Origin of the sequence: Spirillospora sp. CA-294931, from assembly GCF_050946795.1 — a bacterium.
Taxonomy (GTDB): Bacteria; Actinomycetota; Actinomycetes; order Streptosporangiales; family Streptosporangiaceae; genus Spirillospora.
The window spans coordinates 6507131-6526586 of the sequence record NZ_CP192006.1; the positions used below are offsets into that span (position 1 = coordinate 6507131).

General features: G+C 71.1%; 14 protein-coding genes. 5 read left to right on the forward strand and 9 right to left on the reverse strand.

Going from position 1 to position 19456, the window contains the following annotated elements; translation table 11 throughout:
* Positions 1-53: 53 nt before the first annotated feature.
* A complete protein-coding gene (gene holA / locus ACQPY4_RS29295) occupies positions 54-1052 on the forward strand; it encodes a DNA polymerase III subunit delta (protein WP_433339070.1) in 999 nt (332 codons plus the stop codon).
* 138 nt (positions 1053-1190) lie between these two features.
* Here the strand turns inward: holA and ACQPY4_RS29300 are convergent, their stop codons facing one another.
* The 6 genes from ACQPY4_RS29300 to hflX form a co-directional block, all read right to left on the reverse strand.
* A complete protein-coding gene (locus ACQPY4_RS29300; protein WP_433326224.1) occupies positions 1191-1802 on the reverse strand; it encodes a DUF1877 family protein in 612 nt (203 codons plus the stop codon).
* A gap of 174 nt (positions 1803-1976) precedes the next feature.
* Positions 1977-3965, reverse strand: coding sequence for a ComEC/Rec2 family competence protein (locus tag ACQPY4_RS29305; RefSeq protein WP_433326226.1), 1989 nt, complete (start codon positions 3963-3965; stop codon positions 1977-1979).
* An 845-nt stretch (positions 3966-4810) separates the two neighbouring features.
* Positions 4811-5302, reverse strand: a complete 492-nt coding sequence (locus ACQPY4_RS29310; RefSeq protein ID WP_433326228.1) for a helix-hairpin-helix domain-containing protein — start codon at positions 5300-5302, stop codon at positions 4811-4813.
* 198 nt (positions 5303-5500) lie between these two features.
* Positions 5501-6355, reverse strand: a complete 855-nt coding sequence (locus tag ACQPY4_RS29315; protein WP_433326230.1) for a DegV family protein — start codon at positions 6353-6355, stop codon at positions 5501-5503.
* A 58-nt stretch (positions 6356-6413) separates the two neighbouring features.
* Positions 6414-7628, reverse strand: a complete 1215-nt coding sequence (gene hutI, locus ACQPY4_RS29320; RefSeq protein WP_433326232.1) for an imidazolonepropionase — start codon at positions 7626-7628, stop codon at positions 6414-6416.
* Positions 7629-8157: 529 nt separating this feature from the next.
* Positions 8158-9600, reverse strand: a complete 1443-nt coding sequence (gene hflX, locus ACQPY4_RS29325; protein WP_433326234.1) for a GTPase HflX — start codon at positions 9598-9600, stop codon at positions 8158-8160.
* A gap of 269 nt (positions 9601-9869) precedes the next feature.
* Between hflX and aceB the strand changes: the two genes are divergently transcribed.
* The 4 genes from aceB to ACQPY4_RS29345 all read left to right on the forward strand — a co-directional run bounded on the left by aceB (position 9870) and on the right by ACQPY4_RS29345 (position 15451).
* Entirely contained in the window at positions 9870-11477 is a 1608-nt protein-coding gene (gene aceB / locus ACQPY4_RS29330) for a malate synthase A (RefSeq protein WP_433326236.1), read from the forward strand.
* Positions 11478-11565: 88 nt separating this feature from the next.
* On the forward strand, positions 11566-13020 hold the full coding sequence (locus ACQPY4_RS29335; RefSeq protein ID WP_433326238.1) for an FAD-linked oxidase C-terminal domain-containing protein: 1455 nt from the start codon (positions 11566-11568) through the stop codon (positions 13018-13020).
* The gene (locus ACQPY4_RS29340; RefSeq protein ID WP_433326240.1) at positions 13020-14171 is read left to right on the forward strand and encodes an FAD-binding oxidoreductase; all 1152 of its coding nucleotides are present in this window, start codon (positions 13020-13022) and stop codon (positions 14169-14171) included. Before ACQPY4_RS29335 ends, ACQPY4_RS29340 begins: the two co-directional genes overlap by 1 nt.
* Entirely contained in the window at positions 14171-15451 is a 1281-nt protein-coding gene (locus tag ACQPY4_RS29345; protein ID WP_433326242.1) for a (Fe-S)-binding protein, read from the forward strand. Before ACQPY4_RS29340 ends, ACQPY4_RS29345 begins: the two co-directional genes overlap by 1 nt.
* Before the next feature lie 34 nt (positions 15452-15485).
* Here the strand turns inward: ACQPY4_RS29345 and ACQPY4_RS29350 are convergent, their stop codons facing one another.
* From ACQPY4_RS29350 to ACQPY4_RS29360, 3 genes are all read right to left on the reverse strand, one after another.
* Positions 15486-15758, reverse strand: coding sequence for a hypothetical protein (locus ACQPY4_RS29350; RefSeq protein ID WP_433326244.1), 273 nt, complete (start codon positions 15756-15758; stop codon positions 15486-15488).
* A 135-nt stretch (positions 15759-15893) separates the two neighbouring features.
* Complete coding sequence (locus ACQPY4_RS29355; RefSeq protein WP_433326246.1) at positions 15894-18077, reverse strand: alpha-N-acetylglucosaminidase TIM-barrel domain-containing protein; 2184 nt, start codon at positions 18075-18077, stop codon at positions 15894-15896.
* 106 nt (positions 18078-18183) lie between these two features.
* Positions 18184-19314 carry an ROK family protein gene (locus ACQPY4_RS29360; protein WP_433326248.1) on the reverse strand — a complete coding sequence of 377 codons (1131 nt, stop codon included), beginning with the start codon at positions 19312-19314 and terminating at the stop codon, positions 18184-18186.
* Between the last annotated feature and the right edge of the window lie 142 nt (positions 19315-19456).

Genomic DNA, 19456 nt, shown 5'->3' on the forward strand with positions numbered 1-19456 from the left:
TACGACCCCGTCCAGTACGTGAGACGGCACATCTCCAACCGTCTCCCCGTGTGATGGATTGGGCGGGGGCACAGGCATGGCATGCTGCTGGGGTGGCCGGTGACCCTCTTGTTTTGATCGTCGGGGACGAAGAACTGCTCGTTGACCGGGCGATCGCCGACGTGGCCGCGTCCGCGCGCGCCAACGACCCGGACATCGAGGTAACAGACCTCGGACCGGGCGGGCTGGAGCCCGGACGCATTTCGGAGCTGACCTCCCCGTCCCTGTTCGGCGGCGGCAAGGTCCTCGTCCTGCGCTCCACCCAGGACCTGGGCAAAGACCTCACGGCCGAGGTGCTGACGTACGCCAGGCGTCCCGCCGAGGACATCGTGCTGGTGGCCGTCCATCACGGCGGCGCCAAGGGCAAGGCCCTGGTGGACGGGCTGAGCAAGGCCGGGGCGCGCAAGATCTCCTGCCCCAAGGTCACCAAGATGGGCGAGCGGATCGACTTCATCCGCGCCGAGATCCGCCGAGCGGGCGGCAAGATCTCCTCCGACGCGGCCCGCGGCCTCCTGGACGCGGTCGGAAACGACCTCCGCGAGCTGGCCGGAGCCTGCAGCCAGTTGGTCGCCGACACCGGCGGCAAGATCGATGACACCGCTGTCGCCCGCTACTACCGCGGCAGAGCCGAAGTCAGCGGATTCGCGGTCGCCGACAAGGCCATCGAGGGCCAGCTCGCCGACGCACTGGAACAACTCCGCTGGGCCCTCGCAACGGGCGTTGCCCCCGTCCTCATCGTGAGCGCACTGGCCCAGGGCGTGCGCGGCCTGGCCAAGGTGGGCGGCGCCCCCCGAGGCGCCCGAGGAGCTTCCCTCGCCAAGGAACTGGGCATGCCGCCCTGGAAGATCGAGCGCGTCCAGCGCCAACTGCGCGGCTGGTCCGGCGACGGCGTCGCCCACGCGCTGAGAGCCGTCGCCGACGCCGACGAACAGGTCAAGGGCGGCGCCGCCGACCCGGCCTACGCCCTGGAAAAAACCGTCGCCACCATAGTCGCGGCCCGCAACCGCCGCTGACACCCAGATCCGCTCCCTCAACCAGACTCGCCCCTCACACGCGCTTGATAAAAACCGCCTCTCAGCCCGCCCCACCCCCTTGTGGACAGGCCCCCGAGTCGTGCCACCAACCAGCGCAATAGCCTCCGCTGCGCCCGCTCAGTCCGCAATCACGATCAGGTCGTACCCATAAGCGGCAACTTCTCGGTAATAGCGCGCAAGCCATCGCAGGTTGCCCATGGCGCGCGCGAAGGTCTCGCCCTCATCATCGTCCGGCCGCGTCTTGTAAACGCCGAGCGCGACCATCTCCGCAACCGAGAACTCGCGCCGCACGAACGCCTCGTCCAGCGCCTCGATCACGTCAGCGGCCTCAAGCAGAAACGCACGCTCCGAGCAACGCCAAGGGATGCCCTGCGTAGCGACTGCATGCTCACCAAAGGGCCGATCCCCCTGCACGACCCGATAAGCCAGCGACCGCTCCCGCTCGCTGTAGTCCCTCGCGGAGCGATACCTCACCGGATCAAGCGCGTACTCGGCCTGCCCATAGTCACGCGCACCCGAATGCCACGGCCCCTCAAGCGCGTCAAGCCCTGCTGGACGTCCCGCCATCATCGCCCGACTGACCTCAGGCAATGGCTCCCCGAAATCCTCGTCCCCGAAGTAGAAGGGCGGCCGCCACGAAGCGGCCTCAAACACCCCCGCGTCACACCGAATCGCCCGCACCGGCTCCGAGTCCAACAGAACCGGAACACTCGACAGATCTATCCCCACGCCTCACACCCCCTCAGCCAAGGCCAGAGCGCCACCGCTCCCGACGACGAGAACACCCCGTCCCTCCAAGGACACCATCCTCAGGCCAAGGACCGACCGCCTAGCCCGGATAGGCCAACCCACGTCACCGACTAAGCGCGAGAGCTACAGAGTGCTGGACGCAGTGGGCTGGCGTCAGCGGCGGGTTACTGCGGATATGCCGCCTGCTGTTCTCGTTATGGCTATGTCGCCGTTCTGGTCGGTGCGGTGGATTCGGGAGCCGAGGCGTTGGAGGGTAGTCAGGGCTGAGGAGGAAGGGTGGCCGTAGTCGTTGTCGCGACCGACGGAGATCAGCGAGAACTTGGGGCGGGCGGCGGCGAAAAAGGCGGGGTCCAGCTTTCGGGAGCCGTGGTGCGGGACCTTGAGGACGTGGACGCGGGGGACGAAGGGCGCCAGGGCGCGTTGGGCCTCGGTCTCCACGTCGCCGGACAGGAGCGCGGTAAAGCCGGGGCCCTTGGCGACCAGGACGATGCTGGCGTTGTTGATGGCGGCGCCGTCGTCGGCGGTGGATAAGCGGACGCCGGAATCGGACGGCCCAAGGACCGACAGGGAGAGCGGGCCGACCGTCCAGCGTTGACCGGCAATGGCGGGACGTGTTTTCAAGCCTCCCGTGAACCTCTGTTCTCGGCCAAAGCTCAAGGGCGTTGTCAGGACGGTGTGGACCGCGCGGCCTCGGCGCACACCGGAGGCACCGTTGATGTGGTCGGCGTGGGGGTGAGTGAGAACCAGCAGCGGGACGTCCCTTACGGCCAGTCGTCGGAGGCAGGCGTCGACGGGGCCTGGCTCTGGGCCTGCGTCCACGACGACTGCGCGGCCCGCGCCTGCGGAGAGGGCGATCGCGTCTCCTTGCCCAACATCGCAGGCCACCATCGCCCAGCCGGGGGGCGGCCAACCCGGCGCCAGGAGCCGTAGGCCGATGACGGCGACGAGGACACCGGCCACAGCGGCGATGGCAGCCATGCGGAGCCGGGGCAGGCGCAGGATGAGCAGGGCGAAGGCGGCGGCGGCGATGAAGGCCAGCGCGCCAAGTCCGCCGCCTTGCCACGGGATGGTGGCGTACGGGAGGTCGGCGCTCGTCCGGGCGAGCCAGACGATCCAGCCGACGGCCAGCCCGGCGGGCCAGACGACGAGCTGGGCCACGGGCATCGCGAAGAGTGCGATGAGTGCGGCCAATGCCCCTAGAAGGGTGGCCGGAGCTACGGCTGGGGCGGCGAGAAGGTTGGTGGCGATCGCGACCACGCCTAGCTCTCCCGAAAGCATGACCAGCACCGGGGCGACTGCGACCTGGGCTGCGGCGGCGACGGCCAGGGCGTCCGCGAGCGGGCCCGGCATGCGGCGAGCCAGGCGCTCGCGCCATGGCGGTGCCAGAACCAGGAGGCCTCCCGTCGCCAACACGGAGAGGGCGAAGCCATATGAGCGCGCCAGCGCGGGATCGATGAGTATCAGGAGCACGATCGCGCCACCGAGCGCGGGGATGCCTTGCTTCTCACGTCCGGCGAAGAAGGCGAGCAACCCGATCATGCACATCACGGTCGCGCGCAGGACGCTGGGTTCGGGCCGTGCGATGACGACGAACGCCAACAGAGCCAGGACTGCCAGCGGGGGCGCGCGGCGCCGTCCCAGACCAGCCAAGCGGCACAGCGCCATGACGGCTCCGATGACGATCGCCAGGTTGGCGCCCGAGACGACCAGGAGATGGGTCAGCCCGGCCGTCCTGAAGTCCTCAGCGAGCCGTGGATCAAGCCTGGACGTATCGCCTACGACCATGCCCGGCAGCACGCCACGCTGCTCGGGCGGCAGCCTCGCGGTCGCCGTCCTGAGCCTCGCGCGCACGCGCTCGGCCGCACGCTGCACGGCCGACGGCCGCCCTATGTCCATGGGCGGGCCTCGCACGATCACGACGGCGGCGAGCAATTCCGCATGGCGCGGCGGGACGAACTTCCCGCTGAGACGGACTCGCTGGCTGGGTATCAGGTTCTTCCACTGCTGGTCCCCGGCGACCAGCAAGACAGGCACACGAACCTCCGTTCGTCGTCCACGCGCGGTCAGCTCTTCGACCCGCGCTCGCACCAGGATGATCGGCCGTCCCGGTTTGGTCACCAACTGCGGATCAGCGGTCACCACGGCTTGGGCGCTGGCCCGTCCATCTGAAACCGCCATCGCACGGACCGGCCCCGAACTGACGGCCGAAACGCGCAACCCCACACCCGCTGCCGAGGCCGCCACGCAAAGACACACGGCCACACCCGTCATCCGCCACCGACCCCCAGCCCCAATGCCTCGAATCACCTCCCCAATCGCAGCGAGCCGCTCACTGTTGCGGCCGTCTCCCGCTGCCCGCTGTTGCTCCTGGTCCCCCTCCGCGACAGCCCGCCCCCTGGTGATGCCAATGCGCTCGGTCAGCCCGGCGAGGGGCGAGCGAGCAAAGCGTCGCCCACTGACCAGGTCCACACCGCCTTGGTCTGACAGTTCGTCCCCGGGCTTGTCCATCCCTCCGCTAGGCCGCTCCCCCGCCACCGGGCCGGGATTGCTGGTCTCCCGTCGCGGAGCATCCGTCGGCGTATGCGTCTGTAGGCCGTTCTCCGACGTCCCGCCGTGCTCGGTCCATGACGGAGGAAGGCGATCGGGCTCGCGAGCGGTGCGGTCTGGCGATGACGTTGTGCGGAGCTCGTTGATCAGCCTCCGGAGGCGCTCTTCCGCAGTGGTTGATGAGGGGGCGCGCCGGAACCCGCGCTGAGCTTCGGCGGCGAAGCGGCCTGTGTTCTCGGCACTCGGAACGGGTTGTGGAGGTTGGGCCAACTCCGTTGGTCGCGCTGGGGCGGCGGAACGGGCTCTGAGAACCGGAAGAACTCCGGCTGTGACTAGGGCGGCGGCTGCAATCGTGTAGGTGACGGTCGGCGGGAGCGCGAGAGTGAGCGCCGCCGTTAGCCACGTGGCCAGGGCCGGGAGGGCCAGCCGCAGGTCGGGGGTCATACGCGAACCTGGGACTTGAGGTCGGCGAAGCGGCGGGCTCCGATGCCGGAGACCTCTTGGAGCTGGTCCACGGACCGGAAGGTGCCGTGTTGGGTGCGGTAGTCGATGATTCGCTGGGCCAGGACGGGGCCTACGCCGGGGAGGGCGTCCAGTTGGGCCACGGTGGCGGTGTTGAGGTCGATCGTCGCGGCGGTCGGACTGGCGGCGGTCTGAGGGGCGGCGAGGCCCACGGAGATCTGTTCGCCGTCCTGCGCCTTGCGGGCAAGGTTCAGGGTGCCCGACTGGGCGCCCGCGCGGATGCCTCCCGCTGCCTGGATGGCGTCGGCCACGCGGGAGCCGTTGGGGAGGGTCACGATGCCGGGTTTGTTGACCTTCCCAAGGACGTGGACGGTGACCTTCCCCGGGGCCGCGCTGGGGTCGGAGATAGTCGCGGTGGTCGGCTCGGGGACGGGTTCGGGCCTCGCCATCCAGACGTAGACACCGGCCACGACGGCAGCGACGAGCCCTATGAGAGCCAGGGCACGGACGCCCCCGAGCCCCGGATTGAAGTTGGGCGTGGAGCGTAAGTGTGATGAGGGCGGCAGGTCGGTCGGCTTCATGGATCGACCGTGGCAGCCGTCCCCCACCTCCCGGAAGCTTCACTTCGAACTGTGGATAACTCCCCCCGCCCCACCCGCTCGAGGTCGTTACGAAGGTGGGAGTTGGGGGGCTATTACTACGCCGAGCATGCCGGGGCCTACGTGGGCGCCTATTACGGGGCCTACTTCGCCTACGTAGATGTCTTCGGCGGTGGGGATGCGGGTGCGGAGGTGGGTGGCGAGGGTTTCGGCTCGGGGGGCGGCGGCCAGGTGTTGGATGCCGATGTCGACCTTGCGGTCGGCGGCCGCTTGGACGGCGAGTTCTTCCAGGCGGGAGAGGGCTCGGGAGGTGGTGCGGACCTTTTCGAGGGGGGTGATCTTGCCTTCGGTGATGCCGAGGAGGGGTTTGACCATGAGGGCGGAGCCGAGGAGGGTGGCGGCGGCGCCGAGGCGGCCGCCTCGGCGGAGGTGTTCGAGGGTGTCGACGTAGAAGAGGGAGCGGGTGAGGCCGGCGCGGGTTCGGGCGGCGTGGGCGCAGGCGGTGAGGTTGCCGCCGGAGAGGGCGGTGGCGGCGGCGGAGAGGGCGGCGAAGCCCAGGCCCAGGCCGATGGTGCCGGTGTCGACGACCTCGACGGGGACGGGGGCGGCCTCGGCGGCCAGGCGGGCGGCCTCCAGGGTGCCGGACATGGAGGCGGAGAGGTGGACGGAGACGATGGCGGACGCTCCGGTTCCGGCGGCCTCCTTGTAGGCGTGGGCGAAGCGTTCGGGGGCAGGGCGGGAGGTCGTGACGGGGTGCCATTCCTTGAGGGCGCGGGCCGTCTCGGCCGTGGTGATGTCTCCTTCGTCCCGCATGGCGCCGCCGATGGCGACCTGGAGGGGGACGATCGTGAGCCCGTGGCGTTCGGCGAGCTCCCGGGGGAGGTAGGCGGTGGAATCGGTGACGATCGCGACCGGGCTTCCCATATGGGGAGATTACTCCGGAGAAGGTGACGGTGGTGTGTCGGGGAGTAACGATCGCCCGTCAGGGCTGGACGGGGACGCCGCCGCGCCAGACGCGCAGGGCCCGGAGGCCGAACGCCCAGGCGAAGGCGCCTTCGTGGTCGGCGTCCCAGAGGACGACGTCGGCGAGCATGCCGGGTGCCAGGGAGCCGCGGTCGCCGACGCGCAGGGCGGAGGCGCCGCCGAGGGTGGCGGCGCGGAGGGCCTCGGTGACGCTGAGGCCGAACATGGCGACCGAGAGGCCGATGACCAGGGGCATGGACGTGATGCCGCACTGGCCGGGGTTGTGGTCGGTGCCGAGGGCGACGTTGACGCCGCGGTCGAGCATGGCGCGGACGGGTGCGGGTGGCCGGGCGCTGTTGAGGGCGCTGCCGGGGCAGACGGTGGCGGTGACGCCGGCGTGGGCCAGGGCCTTGATGTCGTCCTCGTTGGCCTGGGTGAGCAGGTCGGCGGAGGCGCAGCCGACCTCGGCGGCGACCTGGGCCGCGCCGATGCGCTCGTTGGCGCAGGCGTGCATGCGGGCCTTGAGCCCGGCGCGCTTGCCGGTGAGCAGGAGGGCGCGGGCCTCTTCGGCGGTGAAGTGGCCCTCGTCGCAGTAGACGTCGATGCTGTCGGCCCCGGCGACGGCGGCGTCGCCCGCCCACTGGCGGACGGCCTCGATGTAGTCGCGGCGGCGGCCGAAGAACTCGGGCGGGAGGATGTGGGCCGCGAGGAAGGTGGCGTGGATGCGGGGCATGGACGGCTCGCCCTCGAGCGAGCGGAGCATGCGGATGTCGGCCAGTTCGCCGTCGCGGGTGAGGTGGTAGCCGGTCTTGGCCTCGACGGTGGTGGTTCCGGCCAGGATCCACTGGCGGAGGCGTTCGCGGACGCCGTTGCACAAGGTCCAGGGGTCGGTTCCCCGGGTGACCGTGACGGTGGAGTTGACGCCGCCGCCCGCGGCGGTGATGGCCGTGTGGGACGAGCCGCTGGTGCGCATGGCGAGTTCGGCCCAGCGATTACCGGCGTAGACGGGGTGGGAGTGGGCGTCGATGAGCCCGGGCGTGACGAGCCCGCCGCCGAGGTTCTCCACGTGGTCGACGTCGACGATGTCGTCGATGATGCCGGGGACGCTCTGCGGCAGGTCGGACGCGGGACCGGCCCAGACGATGCGGTCGTCGTGGATGAGGACTGCGGCGTTGCTGCAGACGTCGGTACCGGTCCAGAGCCTGCCGATGTTCGTCAACAGCCGAACCGTCATAGGGTCACCGACCCTTGTGGGACAACGCGCCGCGGGGCGCTGTGACGGACGCCATGGAGTGGGCCACCTGCTCTCGTTCCGGAACGCCGACTGGATGCCGGCGATTCACCACTGGAGGGAGGGGTGGCCGGACGACCACCTTGAGCAACGAGACCGGAGATATCGGTTTCGTCACGGTAGTGCACTGACGGCCCGACCGACAACCTCTGCCCGGGAAACGCAGGCCGCAAGGCCCGAGTTCCCGGGGAGGCGGTCGCACCGGACGGGGTCGGCGGCATGTTCGCGCAGGTCAGCCGGTCGCCACAACCGGACAAAGCTCCCAGAACATCCAAGAATTGCTCGAATATCCGCCCACTGCTCATCCTCGCCACCACCCCGCCCTTAGTCCTACGACGGTACGGATTCCCGCACAAGCGTCAAGCGGAATGGCGAAGCTGTCACCGTTCGGCGACCTTCGTGAGCGCCCAAAAGAATCGGTCGCCCGCCCCAATTACTCGTCCGTTGTCCTCACTCGGAGAGCGGTTATCTGTCAGGTCGCCGGTGCCAGGTCCTCGTAGCGTTCGAGCTGCCCGCCGAGGTCGGCGGGGACGCGCGCGTGCACGGCCGTCCCGTCGGCCAGGTGCTCCTCGCTGATGATCTCGCCGCGCTCGTGGATCTGCGCGACGAGGTCGCCCCGCTCGTAGGGCAGCAGGACGCGCAGCTCGCGCTCCAGGCCCGGCAGGTCGGCCTCGATGGCCACGCGCAGGTCGTCGATGCCGAAGCCGGTGTGCGCCGAGACGACGACGCTGTGCGGCTCGCGGCGGCGCAGCCGGGCGATCGCCAGGTCGTCGGCGACGTCGGCCTTGTTGATCACGACGATCTCGGGGATGTCGCCGGCGCCGATCTCGCGCAGGACCTCGCGGACGGCGTCCAGCTGGGACTCGGGGTCGGCGTCGGAGCCGTCCACCACGTGCAGGATCAGCCCGGCGTCGGTGACCTCCTCCAGCGTCGAGCGGAACGCCTCGACCAGCTGGTGGGGCAGGTGCCGGACGAACCCGACCGTGTCGGCCAGGGTGTAGGCGCGCCCGCTGGCGGTCTCGGCCCGCCTGACGGTGGGGTCGAGGGTGGCGAACAGGGCGTTCTCCACCAGGACGCCGGCGCCGGTGAGCCGGTTGAGCAGGGACGACTTGCCCGCGTTGGTGTAGCCGGCGATCGCGACCGCCGGGACCTCGTGGCGCCGCCGCTCGCCGCGCTTGGCGACGCGCGACTTGCCCATCTCGTTGATCCGGCGGCGCAACTTGGCCATACGGGTGCGGATGCGGCGCCGGTCGAGCTCGATCTTGGTCTCACCGGGGCCGCGGCCGCCGATGCCCACGCCGCCCGCGGCGCGGCCGCCGACCTGGCGGGACAGGTTGCCGCCCCAGCCGCGCAGGCGCGGCAGCAGGTAGTCGAGCTGGGCCAGCTCGACCTGGGCCTTGCCCTCGCGGCTCTTGGCGTGCTGGGCGAAGATGTCGAGGATCAGCGCGGTCCGGTCGATGACCTTGACCTGGACGGTCTGCTCCAGGTGCCGCAGCTGGCTGGGCGCCAGCTCGCCGTCGCAGATGACGGTGTCGGCGCCGGTGGAGATGACCACGTCGCGCAGCTCTTCGGCCTTGCCGGAGCCGATGTAGGTCGCCGCGTCCGGCCTGGCGCGGCGCTGGGTGAGCGCGTCCAGGACCTGCGACCCGGCGGTCTCGGCGAGCAGGGCCAGCTCGCGCAGCGAGTTCTCGGCCTGCTCGGCCGTGCCCTCGGTCCAGACGCCGACCAGGACGACGCGTTCCAGGCGCAGCGCCCGGTACTCGACCTCGGTGACGTCGGTGAGTTCGGTGGAGAGCCCGGCGACGCGGCGCAGCGCGCGGCGGTCGTCGAGATCGAGCTCGCCCGTCATGGGGTCGTCTTCGAGCGGCTCGGCGATGATGCGGGGCTCTTGGTCTTCAGAGAAAGATTGAGTCATATGTCCTCTGTTGAACGCCGCGGAGCGGCTGGTTCTTCCCGGGGATCGTCTCACGCCCGACCCTCGCGGTCACTCGATTATCCCCGCGCGGGCGGGGCATGCCACAAGAGGAACTTCCCCCGCGCTCCCGCGCGAAATCACCGCAGGTCAGGCCCTTGATCCACGGCGCCGGCCCAGACGTCGCCGGGGGTGCTTTGACCTGCACCCGTACCGGCGAGTAGCGTTCTCCACATAACAGAAGTCGAATTTCACTATACGAAAGGCGAGTCATGCCCGCACTGGAAGGGATCGAGGTCACCGGCCCTCGGAACGAGCGGTACGACGAGATCCTCACGCCCGAGGCGCTGAGCCTGCTCGCCGCCCTGCAGAGGGAGTTCGGCGCGCGCCGCAAGGAGCTCCTGGAGGCCCGCGTGGCGCGCCAGGAGCGGCTGTCCGCCGGGGGGACGCTCGACTTCCTGCCCGAGACCGCCGAGGTCCGCGCGGACGAGTCGTGGCGCGTTGCCCAGCCCGCCCCGGGCCTGGAGGACCGCCGGGTCGAGATCACCGGCCCGACCGACCGCAAGATGACCATCAACGCGCTCAACTCGGGCGCCAAGGTGTGGCTGGCCGACCACGAAGACGCCAACACGCCGCTGTGGGACAACATGATCGAGGGCCAGCTCAACCTGCGCGACGCCCTCGACCGCAAGATCGACTTCACCGACCCCAAGTCGGGCAAGACCTACGCGCTGAAGCCGGACGAGGAGCTGGCCACGATCGTGGTCCGTCCGCGCGGCTGGCACATGGAGGAGAAGCACGTCCTGGTCGACGGCGAGCCCATGTCGGGCTCCCTGTTCGACTTCGGCCTGTACTTCTTCCACTGCGCGCGGCGGCAGCTGGAGAAGGGCAAGGGCCCGTACTTCTACCTGCCGAAGATGGAGAGCCACCTGGAGGCGCGCCTCTGGAACGACGCCTTCAACCTCGCCCAGGACACCCTGGAGATCCCGCGCGGCACCATCCGGGCCACGGTGCTGATCGAGACCATCCCGGCCGCGTTCGAGATGGAGGAGATCCTCTTCGAGCTGCGCGACCACTCCGCCGGTCTCAACGCCGGACGCTGGGACTACCTGTTCTCGGTGATCAAGAAGTTCCGCGAGCGCGGGAGCGAGTTCGTCCTGCCCGAGCGGAACGCGATCACGATGACCGCGCCGTTCATGCGCGCCTACACCGAGCTGCTGGTGCGCACCTGCCACAAGCGCGGCGCGCACGCGATCGGCGGCATGGCGGCCTTCATCCCGTCCCGTAAGGACGAGGCCGTCAACAAGATCGCGCTGGAGAAGGTCCGGGCCGACAAGACCCGCGAGTCGGGCGACGGCTTCGACGGCTCATGGGTCGCCCACCCCGACCTGGTGCCGATCTGCCGCGAGGTGTTCGACGGCGTGCTGGGCGACAAGCCCAACCAGCGCGACCGGCTGCGCGAGGACGTGAAGGTCTCGGCCGCCGACCTGCTGAACATCTCCGCCACGCCCGGCGACATCACCGAGGCCGGCCTGCGCGGCAACATCGACGTGGCGCTGCGCTACCTGGCGACCTGGCTGGGCGGTTCGGGCGCGGTGGCGATCCACAACCTGATGGAGGACGCCGCCACGGCGGAGATCTCCCGCTCGCAGGTGTGGCAGTGGATCTACAACGGCATCTCCACCAAGGAGGGCGAGAAGATCACCAAGGAGCTCGTGGAGCGGCTGCTCGACGAGGAGCTCGCCAAGATCCGCGCCGAGCTGGGCGGGGCGTACGACGAGCCGCGCTTCAACGAGGCTGTGACCCTGTTCAAGCAGGTCACGCTCGCCGACGAGTACTCCGAGTTCCTCACCACCCCCGCCTACGTCCACTTCCCGTAAGAAGGAACGGACTTCGCGATGGGCCGCCCTCCCGTATAGCCGGGAGGGCGGCTCGACGTGGGACGGTGGCGGAGGGAAGGTGAGTGCGATGGAAGAGACACTCCAGGTTCTGGCCGACAGGTTCACCGGGTTGCTCGGCCCCGGGTCGGTCATCACGGACCCCGCGCGGTTGCGCACCTATGAGTGCGACGGTCTCACCAACCACCGGGCCACACCGGGCGTGGTCGTCCTCCCCAATACGGCCGAACAGGTCGCGGCCATCGTCCGCGCATGTGTGGACCAGGGCGTGCCGTATGTCGCGCGCGGCTCGGGGACGGGCCTGTCCGGCGGCGCCCTCCCCCGCACCGACGGCGTCCTGATCGTGACGTCCAGGATGCGCCGGATCCTCTCGGTCGACCTCCCGAACCAGCGCGCCGTGGTCGAGCCCGGCGTGATCAACCTGGACGTCACCCGGGCCGTCCGCGCGGACGGCCACTACTTCGCGCCCGACCCGTCCAGCCAGCAGATCTGCTCGGTCGGCGGCAACGTGGCCGAGAACTCCGGCGGCGCGCACTGCCTGAAGTACGGGTTCACCGCGCATCACGTCCTGGCCTGCGAGGTCGTCACGCCGGACGGCGAGATCGTCGAACTGAGCGCCGACGCCCCCGGGTACGACCTGCTGGGCGTCTTCGTCGGGGCCGAGGGAACGCTGGGGATCACCACCAAGATCACCGTGCGGCTGACCCGGGTCCCGGAGACCGTGCAGACGCTGCTGGCCGCCTACGACTCGATCGAGGCGGGCGGCGCGGCGGTGTCGGCGATCATCTCCGCCGGGGTGGTGCCCGCCGCGATCGAGATGATGGACGCCCTGTCGATCGAGGCCGCCGAGGCCGCCGTCCGGTGCGAGTACCCGCCCGGCGCGGGCGCCGTGCTGATCGTGGAGCTCGACGGGCCCGCGGACGAGGTCGCGCACCAGTTCGCCGAGGTCCAGCGGCTGTGCCGGGACGCGGGCGCGTTCGAGATCCGGGTCGCGGCCGACGACGCCGAGCGCGCGCTCATCTGGAAGGGGCGCAAGTCCGCGTTCGCGGCGGTGGGCCGGATCAGCCCGGCCTACCTGGTGCAGGACGGCGTCATCCCGCGCACCTCGCTCCCGGGGGTCCTGGCGAGGATCGACGAACTGTCGGCCGCGTCCGGGGTCAGGGTCGCCAACGTCTTTCACGCCGGGGACGGCAACCTGCATCCGCTGGTGCTGTTCGACGACGCCGAGCCCGGCGCGGCCGAGCGCGCCGAGGAGGTCTCCGGCGCGATCCTCGACCTGTGCATCGAGCACGGCGGCTCGATCACCGGGGAGCACGGGGTGGGCGTCGACAAGTCCCGCCACATGCCGCGCATGTTCACCGAGGCCGACCTGGACACCATGCAGATGGTGCGCTGCGGTTTCGACCCCCGGGGGCTGTGCAACCCGGGGAAGATCTTCCCGACGCCCCGGCTGTGCGGTGAGGTCCCGGGTGTGCGTAAGGAACCGCATCCGCTGGTCCAACAGGGAAAGGCGGAGCAGTTCTGATGCGGCCGCTGGACGCGCTGGCCAAAGTGTGCGCCGATGTGCGCCCGGGTGAGCCCGAGGAAGGTGTGCTGGGCGTCGCCCCCGGGGTCGTGGCCAGCCCCGCCACCGTCGCGGAGGCCGCCGAGACAATGCGGACGGGGGCCGGTCTCGGGCTGGCCGTCGTCCCCCGGGGCGGCGAGACACGGCTCGATTGGGGCATGCCCCCCGATCGCTGCGATCTGCTGCTCGACACGTCCCGGCTCGACCGGATCGTCGAGCACGCCTCCGGCGACCTGATCGTCACGGCGGGCGCCGGGCTGGCCATGGACCGGCTGGCCGAGGCCCTCGCCGAGCACGGCCAGCGCCTCTCGCTCGACGTCCCGCTCCCCGGGTCCACCGTCGGCGGGACGATCGCCACGGGCGCCGCCGGGCCGCTGCGGCTGCTGTACGGGTCGCCGCGCGACCTGGTGATCGGGCTGACCGTGGTCCGCGCCGACGGCGCCGTGGCCCGGTCGGGCGGGAAGGTCGTCAAGAACGTCGCGGGCTACGACCTCGGACGGCTGTTCTGCGGCTCCTTCGGGACGCTCGGCGTGATCGTCGAGGCCACGTTCCGTCTGCACCCGGTGCCGTCGGCCCACGCCTATGTCACGTGCGCGACACCCGATGTGGGCGCGGCCACGCAGGCCGTGCTGCACTCCCCCGTCGCACCGAGCGCGATCGAGTGCTCAGCATCCGACCCAGAAGTGCTGACGGTGTTGCTGGAAGGGACGCCGGAAGGCGTGGCCGCCCGGAGCGAGCAGGTGGCGGCGCTCCTCGGCCCGGACGCCACGATCGGAGCCTCGGCCCCCGAAGGCTGGGGCCTGTACCCGGACGGCACGACGCTCATCGAGGTGGCGGCGCCCCCGACCGTCCTGGCCGGGCTCGGGTTGGCGCGCTGGTCCCCGTCCGGCCGGGGCTACGTGGGGCTGGACACGTCCAAGGACGACGTCGCGCGCGAACTGGAACGGCTCCGGCGCGAGGCCCACGCCATTGTCTGTTACGCCCCCGAAGACGTCCGCGCGGGCCTCGACCTCTGGGGGCCGGTCCCGGCGCTGCCGCTCATGAAGCGGGTCAAGGACCAGTTCGACCCCGACCATCGCCTGTCCCCCGGCCGCTTCGTGGGAGGTATCTGATGCAGGGCCCCGATGAACTGCCCGAACTGCTGGACGACTGCGTCCACTGCGGGTTCTGCCTCCCGACCTGCCCCACCTACGTCCTGTGGGGCGAGGAGATGGACTCTCCCCGGGGACGCATCCACCTGATGAAGCAGCACTCGGAGGGGGCGCCTCTGAGCGCGCCCATGGTGCAGCACTTCGACCAGTGCCTCGGATGCATGGCGTGCGTGACGTCATGCCCGTCGGGCGTCCAGTACGACCGCCTGATCGAGATGACCCGCGCCACCGTCGAGCGCGAACATCCCCGCTCCCCCGCAGAGCGCGCCATACGGGAAGCCATCTTCAGCCTCTTCCCCTATCCGAAGCGGCTGCGCGCCCTGCGCGGGCCACTGCGCGCCTATCAGAAGGCCGGCCTCGACCGTCTCGTCCGGCGCTCGGGCGTCCTGGAACGGCTCTCCCCCGCGCTGGCCGCGATGGAACGGCTCGCGCCGCCCCTCGAACGCACGCCGCGCCTCCCCGAACGCGTGACCGCGCGCGGCCCCCGCCGCGCCACCGTCGCGATGCTCACCGGATGCGTCCAGCGCGAGTTCTTCCCCGGGGTCAACACCGCCACGGCACGCGTCCTGGCGATGGAGGGCTGCGACGTTCTCATCCCCCGGGAGCAGGGATGCTGCGGCGCGCTCTCCCTGCACGCGGGACGTGAGGAGGAAGCCAGGGCGTTCGCCCGCCGCACCGTCGTGACGTTCGAGGCCGTCGACGTCATCGTGGTGAACGCGGCGGGCTGCGGTTCGGCGATGAAGGAGTACCGCGCCCTGCTGGCCGACGAGCCCGAGTGGGCCGGACGCGCCGACGCCCTCTCGGCCAAGACCCGCGACCTCGCCGAGTTCCTCGCCGACCTCGGGCCCCGCGCCGAGCGTCACCCCGTCCCGGCCACGGTCGCCTACCACGACGCGTGCCACCTGGCCCACGCGCAGGGCATCCGCAGCCAGCCCCGGCTGCTGCTCGCGGGCATCCCCCAGCTGACGGTCCGCGAGATCGCCGACCCCGACATCTGCTGCGGATCGGCGGGCACCTACAACCTGCTCGAGCCGGAGGCGGCCGCCGACCTGGGCGACCGCAAGGCCGCCGACGTCGCCGCCACCGAGGCCGAGCTCCTGGTGGCCGCCAACCCCGGGTGCTCCATGCAGATCGCCAACGCCCTGAGCCGCAAGGGCACGCCGATGGCCGTCGCCCATACGGCCCAGGTCCTCGACGCGTCCCTCCGCGGCCTGGGCCGCCGCGCCCTGCGTCTCCCCTAGACCCCCAGGGCGGGTTCGGTCCGGGACGCGGCGGCTAGCCCGCGGCCTCGGTAGGCGCCGATCGCCACAGGACGAGGACGGCGGCCGTCCAGCTCCCCAGCACCGTCAGCGGCATGGTCGCGGCCGCCCTGTCGAAGTAGGCCACCGAGCGCAGCAGCGACACCATGGCCCCCCGGGGGGGCAGCGCCTGGCCGAGCGCCCCCCAGGGTTGCGGCAGCAGCTCGGGCGCGGACGTCGCCGCCGAGAGCGGGTTGGCGATCAGCAGGAAGGTCAGCCCGGCGGGGTCGGCCGCCACCACGTCGTCCACGGCCGGCGCCGACCTGCCGGAGACCGCCTGGGCCAGGCCGCCCGCTCCATGATCACCATCACGGCCCCGGCCAACAGGGCCGGGGCCGCGAGGCTTCCCGCGTCAACGCCGTCGATGCGGGGTTCGGTGGTCGGGTCAGGGCTTGGACGTGGAGTCGCGGGCCTGGAGGGCCAGGGCGTAGGGCGAGCCTTCGGGGAGGGTCCGGTAACCGGACGGGCCGCGCTTCCACGCCTCGTCCACCGCGTACCAGTCGATGGCCGCCGGAGGGTTCCCGGACGAGAGAGCGGTCTCCAAGGTGGTGAAGTAGCGCTTCCAGCGGGCGTGGTAGAGGTCGCCGAGCAGGCCGTTCCAGCCTCGGTTGCAGTAGTCGTGCAGGTCGGCCTCCGACAGCCGCCGATCGCCCCAGGTGGTCAGCACCTCCTTGGCGTCGGCCACGAACCGGGCCTTCTCGGCGGTGTCGGCTCCGGCCGCGTGGGCCTGGGCGATCCACGGCCCCAGCAGGTACGCCGGGACGGTGCCGACGAGCCGGTCGGCCAGCGCGATCATGTCCAGCCACCGCGTGGTCAGCGCGGCGAAGGCCGTCCTGTCCTTGGCGTCGTAGGCCTTCTTGATCCGCGGAAGCAGGACGCGGCCGTGGTTGTCGAGCACCTGGCGGGCCACGCTCACCAGGTCGTAACGGTAGGCGGACGATCGGCGCAGGGCCCGCGGCACGGCCAGGAGGTCGTCCAGCGCGGTGGCGAACCTGGTCGCGTCGTACCGCAGCCGGGTGGGCGACCAGGCGGCCGCGGTGGTCGCCGTCAGGCTGGGCCGCGCGCCGAAGAGGCTGTCGTGCGGCTCGTGCCAGCCGTCGGCGGGAAGGGCGTAGGCGGTGGCGCCCAGGGTGAGCCAGGCCCTCTCGGCGCGGCCGTCGCGGGTTCCGTAGCGACGGTGGGCGTAGTCGGCGAACCAGCGGTCGAAGTCGACCGGGCCGTCCCGCCAGGCGAGCTCGCCGAAGAACTCCAGCGGCAGCGCGTCGCCGTGACCGGCCTCGGGCGACAGCGCGACGCCCACGACCGCGCTGCCGGGCTTGCTCCGCCACTGCCAGTAGCGTTCGTTCCAGACCTTGAGGTTGCCGCCCATCGTGGTGTGGCCTCCGTAGTTCCAGACCGAGCCGAAGGCGTAGGGGGTGCCGCCCCACTGCTTCTCGCGGTCCATCGCCGGGAAGCGGTCCGACTGGAAGTCGACGATGAGGGTGGTCTTCGGGTCCAGGCTCTGGATCAGGTCGGGACGCGGGTTCTCGTGCCAGGCGTGCATCTGCCACAGGGCACCGGGCCGCGCCGTCTGCAGGGCCTTCTGGATGCCCGCACCGGCCTCCTTGAGCGGGATGCCGATGGTGCCGCCCTCGGTGAAGGGGTTCATCGCGTACATCGTGGAGCGGCCGAACAGCTCGTCCTGGATCTCGTAGAACCGGGCGGCGACCCGCTGGTACAGGTCGGTGCGAGGGTCCAGCCACGACAGCATCCGCTGACCGAACCAGTGCCCCCGGTCCACGACCCGGGCCCCGGGGTTCCTCTCGGCGAACCCGTCGGGAACGAACCCCACGAAGCCGGGGATCAGCGGCGTCAGGCCCAGCTCCCGCATCCGGGCGAGGATCTTCTGGCCGAGCCGGACCCGGTCGCGCTGCGCCTTCTCCGAGATCCCGCCGTCGGCGAGCGTCCAGCCGCCCTGCCACATCCCGGCCGCGAGATGGCAGGGCGGGGGCGTCCACCTCAGCATCTCGGCGCGGCTGTAGCCGAATTCCTGGAAGGTCAGGTGGGCCGCCTCCTCCAGCCCGATCGGCATGAACACCTCGTTGTAGCCGTGCAGCGCGAGCAGGTCCAGTTCGCGCTTCCACTCGCGCGTGGTCCAGTGCGGGCCGGTGTAGTCGGTCCAGATGTCGTTGCCGAACAGCCGGTGGGCGACGTTGGCGCGCCGCTCGATGGGCCGGTCGGGGGCGGGCAGGACGGCGGGCAGGTCGAGCTGCTCGCCGTCCCATCCGATGGAGCCGTGCGCGACGTACTTCAGATACCAGTTGAAGCCGGTGAGGATCACCGCGGGCGAGGTGCCCGCGATCGTGATCCGTCCCGGCTCACCCGAGATCCTGAAGACCTCGCCGCCGGATCCGGGGAGCGGCTCGCAGCGGATCTGCGCGGCGATCCGCGGCCCGGCCAGGCGCCGCAGGGCCGCCTGCGCGGGGGCCGAGCCGGAGGGCGGCGCGGCCGTGCCGGACGCGGCCGTTCCCACGACGAGTGCGGGGGCCAGGGCCGCACCGGATGCAAGGACTGTACGACGACGGAGCATGTTCGCGCCCTCTCCTAGACCGACGGTGCCCCGAAACCCATCACGGGGCGTCGCCCCCGCTCCATGGACAAACGGCGCCGACGAACAGCACTTTCGAACCGCCTCGTCAGAGGCGCAGGGGCTCCGGGAGCAGAGGAGTGGACGTCTCCAGAGTGGTCATGTGGTGCTCGATGGCGTCCAGGGCGACCCGGACGGCGCCCAGGGCGACGGCCTGGTCCCCGAGGTCGGACGCCTCCAGGCGCGGGGCCCGCACGCACAGTTCGGCCAGGTGCTCGTCGAGCCTGGGCAGGAGCAGGTCGTGCGCCCGGGAGAAGCCGCCTCCGAGGACGACCAGCTCGGGGTCGACGGTGAGCGCCATGGCGGCGATTCCGCGGGCGAGGTCGCGGCTGAAGCTGTCGACGGCTTCCAGGGAGGCCGTGTCACCGGTGCGGGCGGCGTCGAAGACGGCCTTGGCGGCTCCTTCGCGGGGCGTGTCCTCCGGGAGCCCGGCGGCCTCGGCGAGACGCTGCGGCGCGTCCGACCAGCCGAACTCGGCGAGGGCGCCGATCTCGCCGGCCGCGCCGCCGTGGCCGCGGTGCAGGCCGCCGTTGATGATGAGCCCGGCGCCGAGGCGCAGCCCGGACAGCACGTAGATCATGTTGGTCGTCGCGGCGGCGTGGCCCCGCCACCGTTCGGCGACCGCGGCCAGGCTGCAGTCGTTCTCCACGGCGATCGGGCAGGGCAGCCCGCGTGACAGTTCCTCCGCCAGGGCCAGGCCCGTCCAGCCCGGCAGGACGACCGACTTCTCGACCCGGCCCTCCGACGTGATGATCCCGGCAGTGCCCACGGCCGCCGCCCACAGGTCGTCCCGGCCGAGCCCGGCGTCGGCGAGCGCGGCGGCGATCGCCGTGCGCGCGGTGTCGAGGCGCTCGGGCGCGGTGTCGCCGGGACGCGCGTCGGCCCGGTGGTGTCCGGCGGGGTTCCCCTCCAGGTCGGTCACCACCGCGAGGATCTTGTGCGCGCCGATGTCCAGGCCGAGGACGTGCCCGGCCTCGGCACGGAACCGGAACCGCCGGGCCGGACGGCCCAGACGGCGGCCCGATCGCTGTTCGGCCACCTCGGTGAGCCAGCCGTGGCCGGCCAGTTCCTCGGCGACGACGTTGGTGGTCCGCCAGGAGAGCCCGGTGGCCTCGGAGACCTCCCGCAGCGTGCGGGCGGGAGCGCCCCGCAGGGCCGACAGGACCGACAGTTCGTTCATCCGCCGGACGAGTGTCTGATCACGAGCACCGCTGGCAGGCGTACTGGCCACCTGGCTATCACCCCTTGACATCGCGACGATCCTACTTATTTACTGCCCATACATATTTATGTCCAGTCAATAAAGCGTAGCGCTTCGGAAG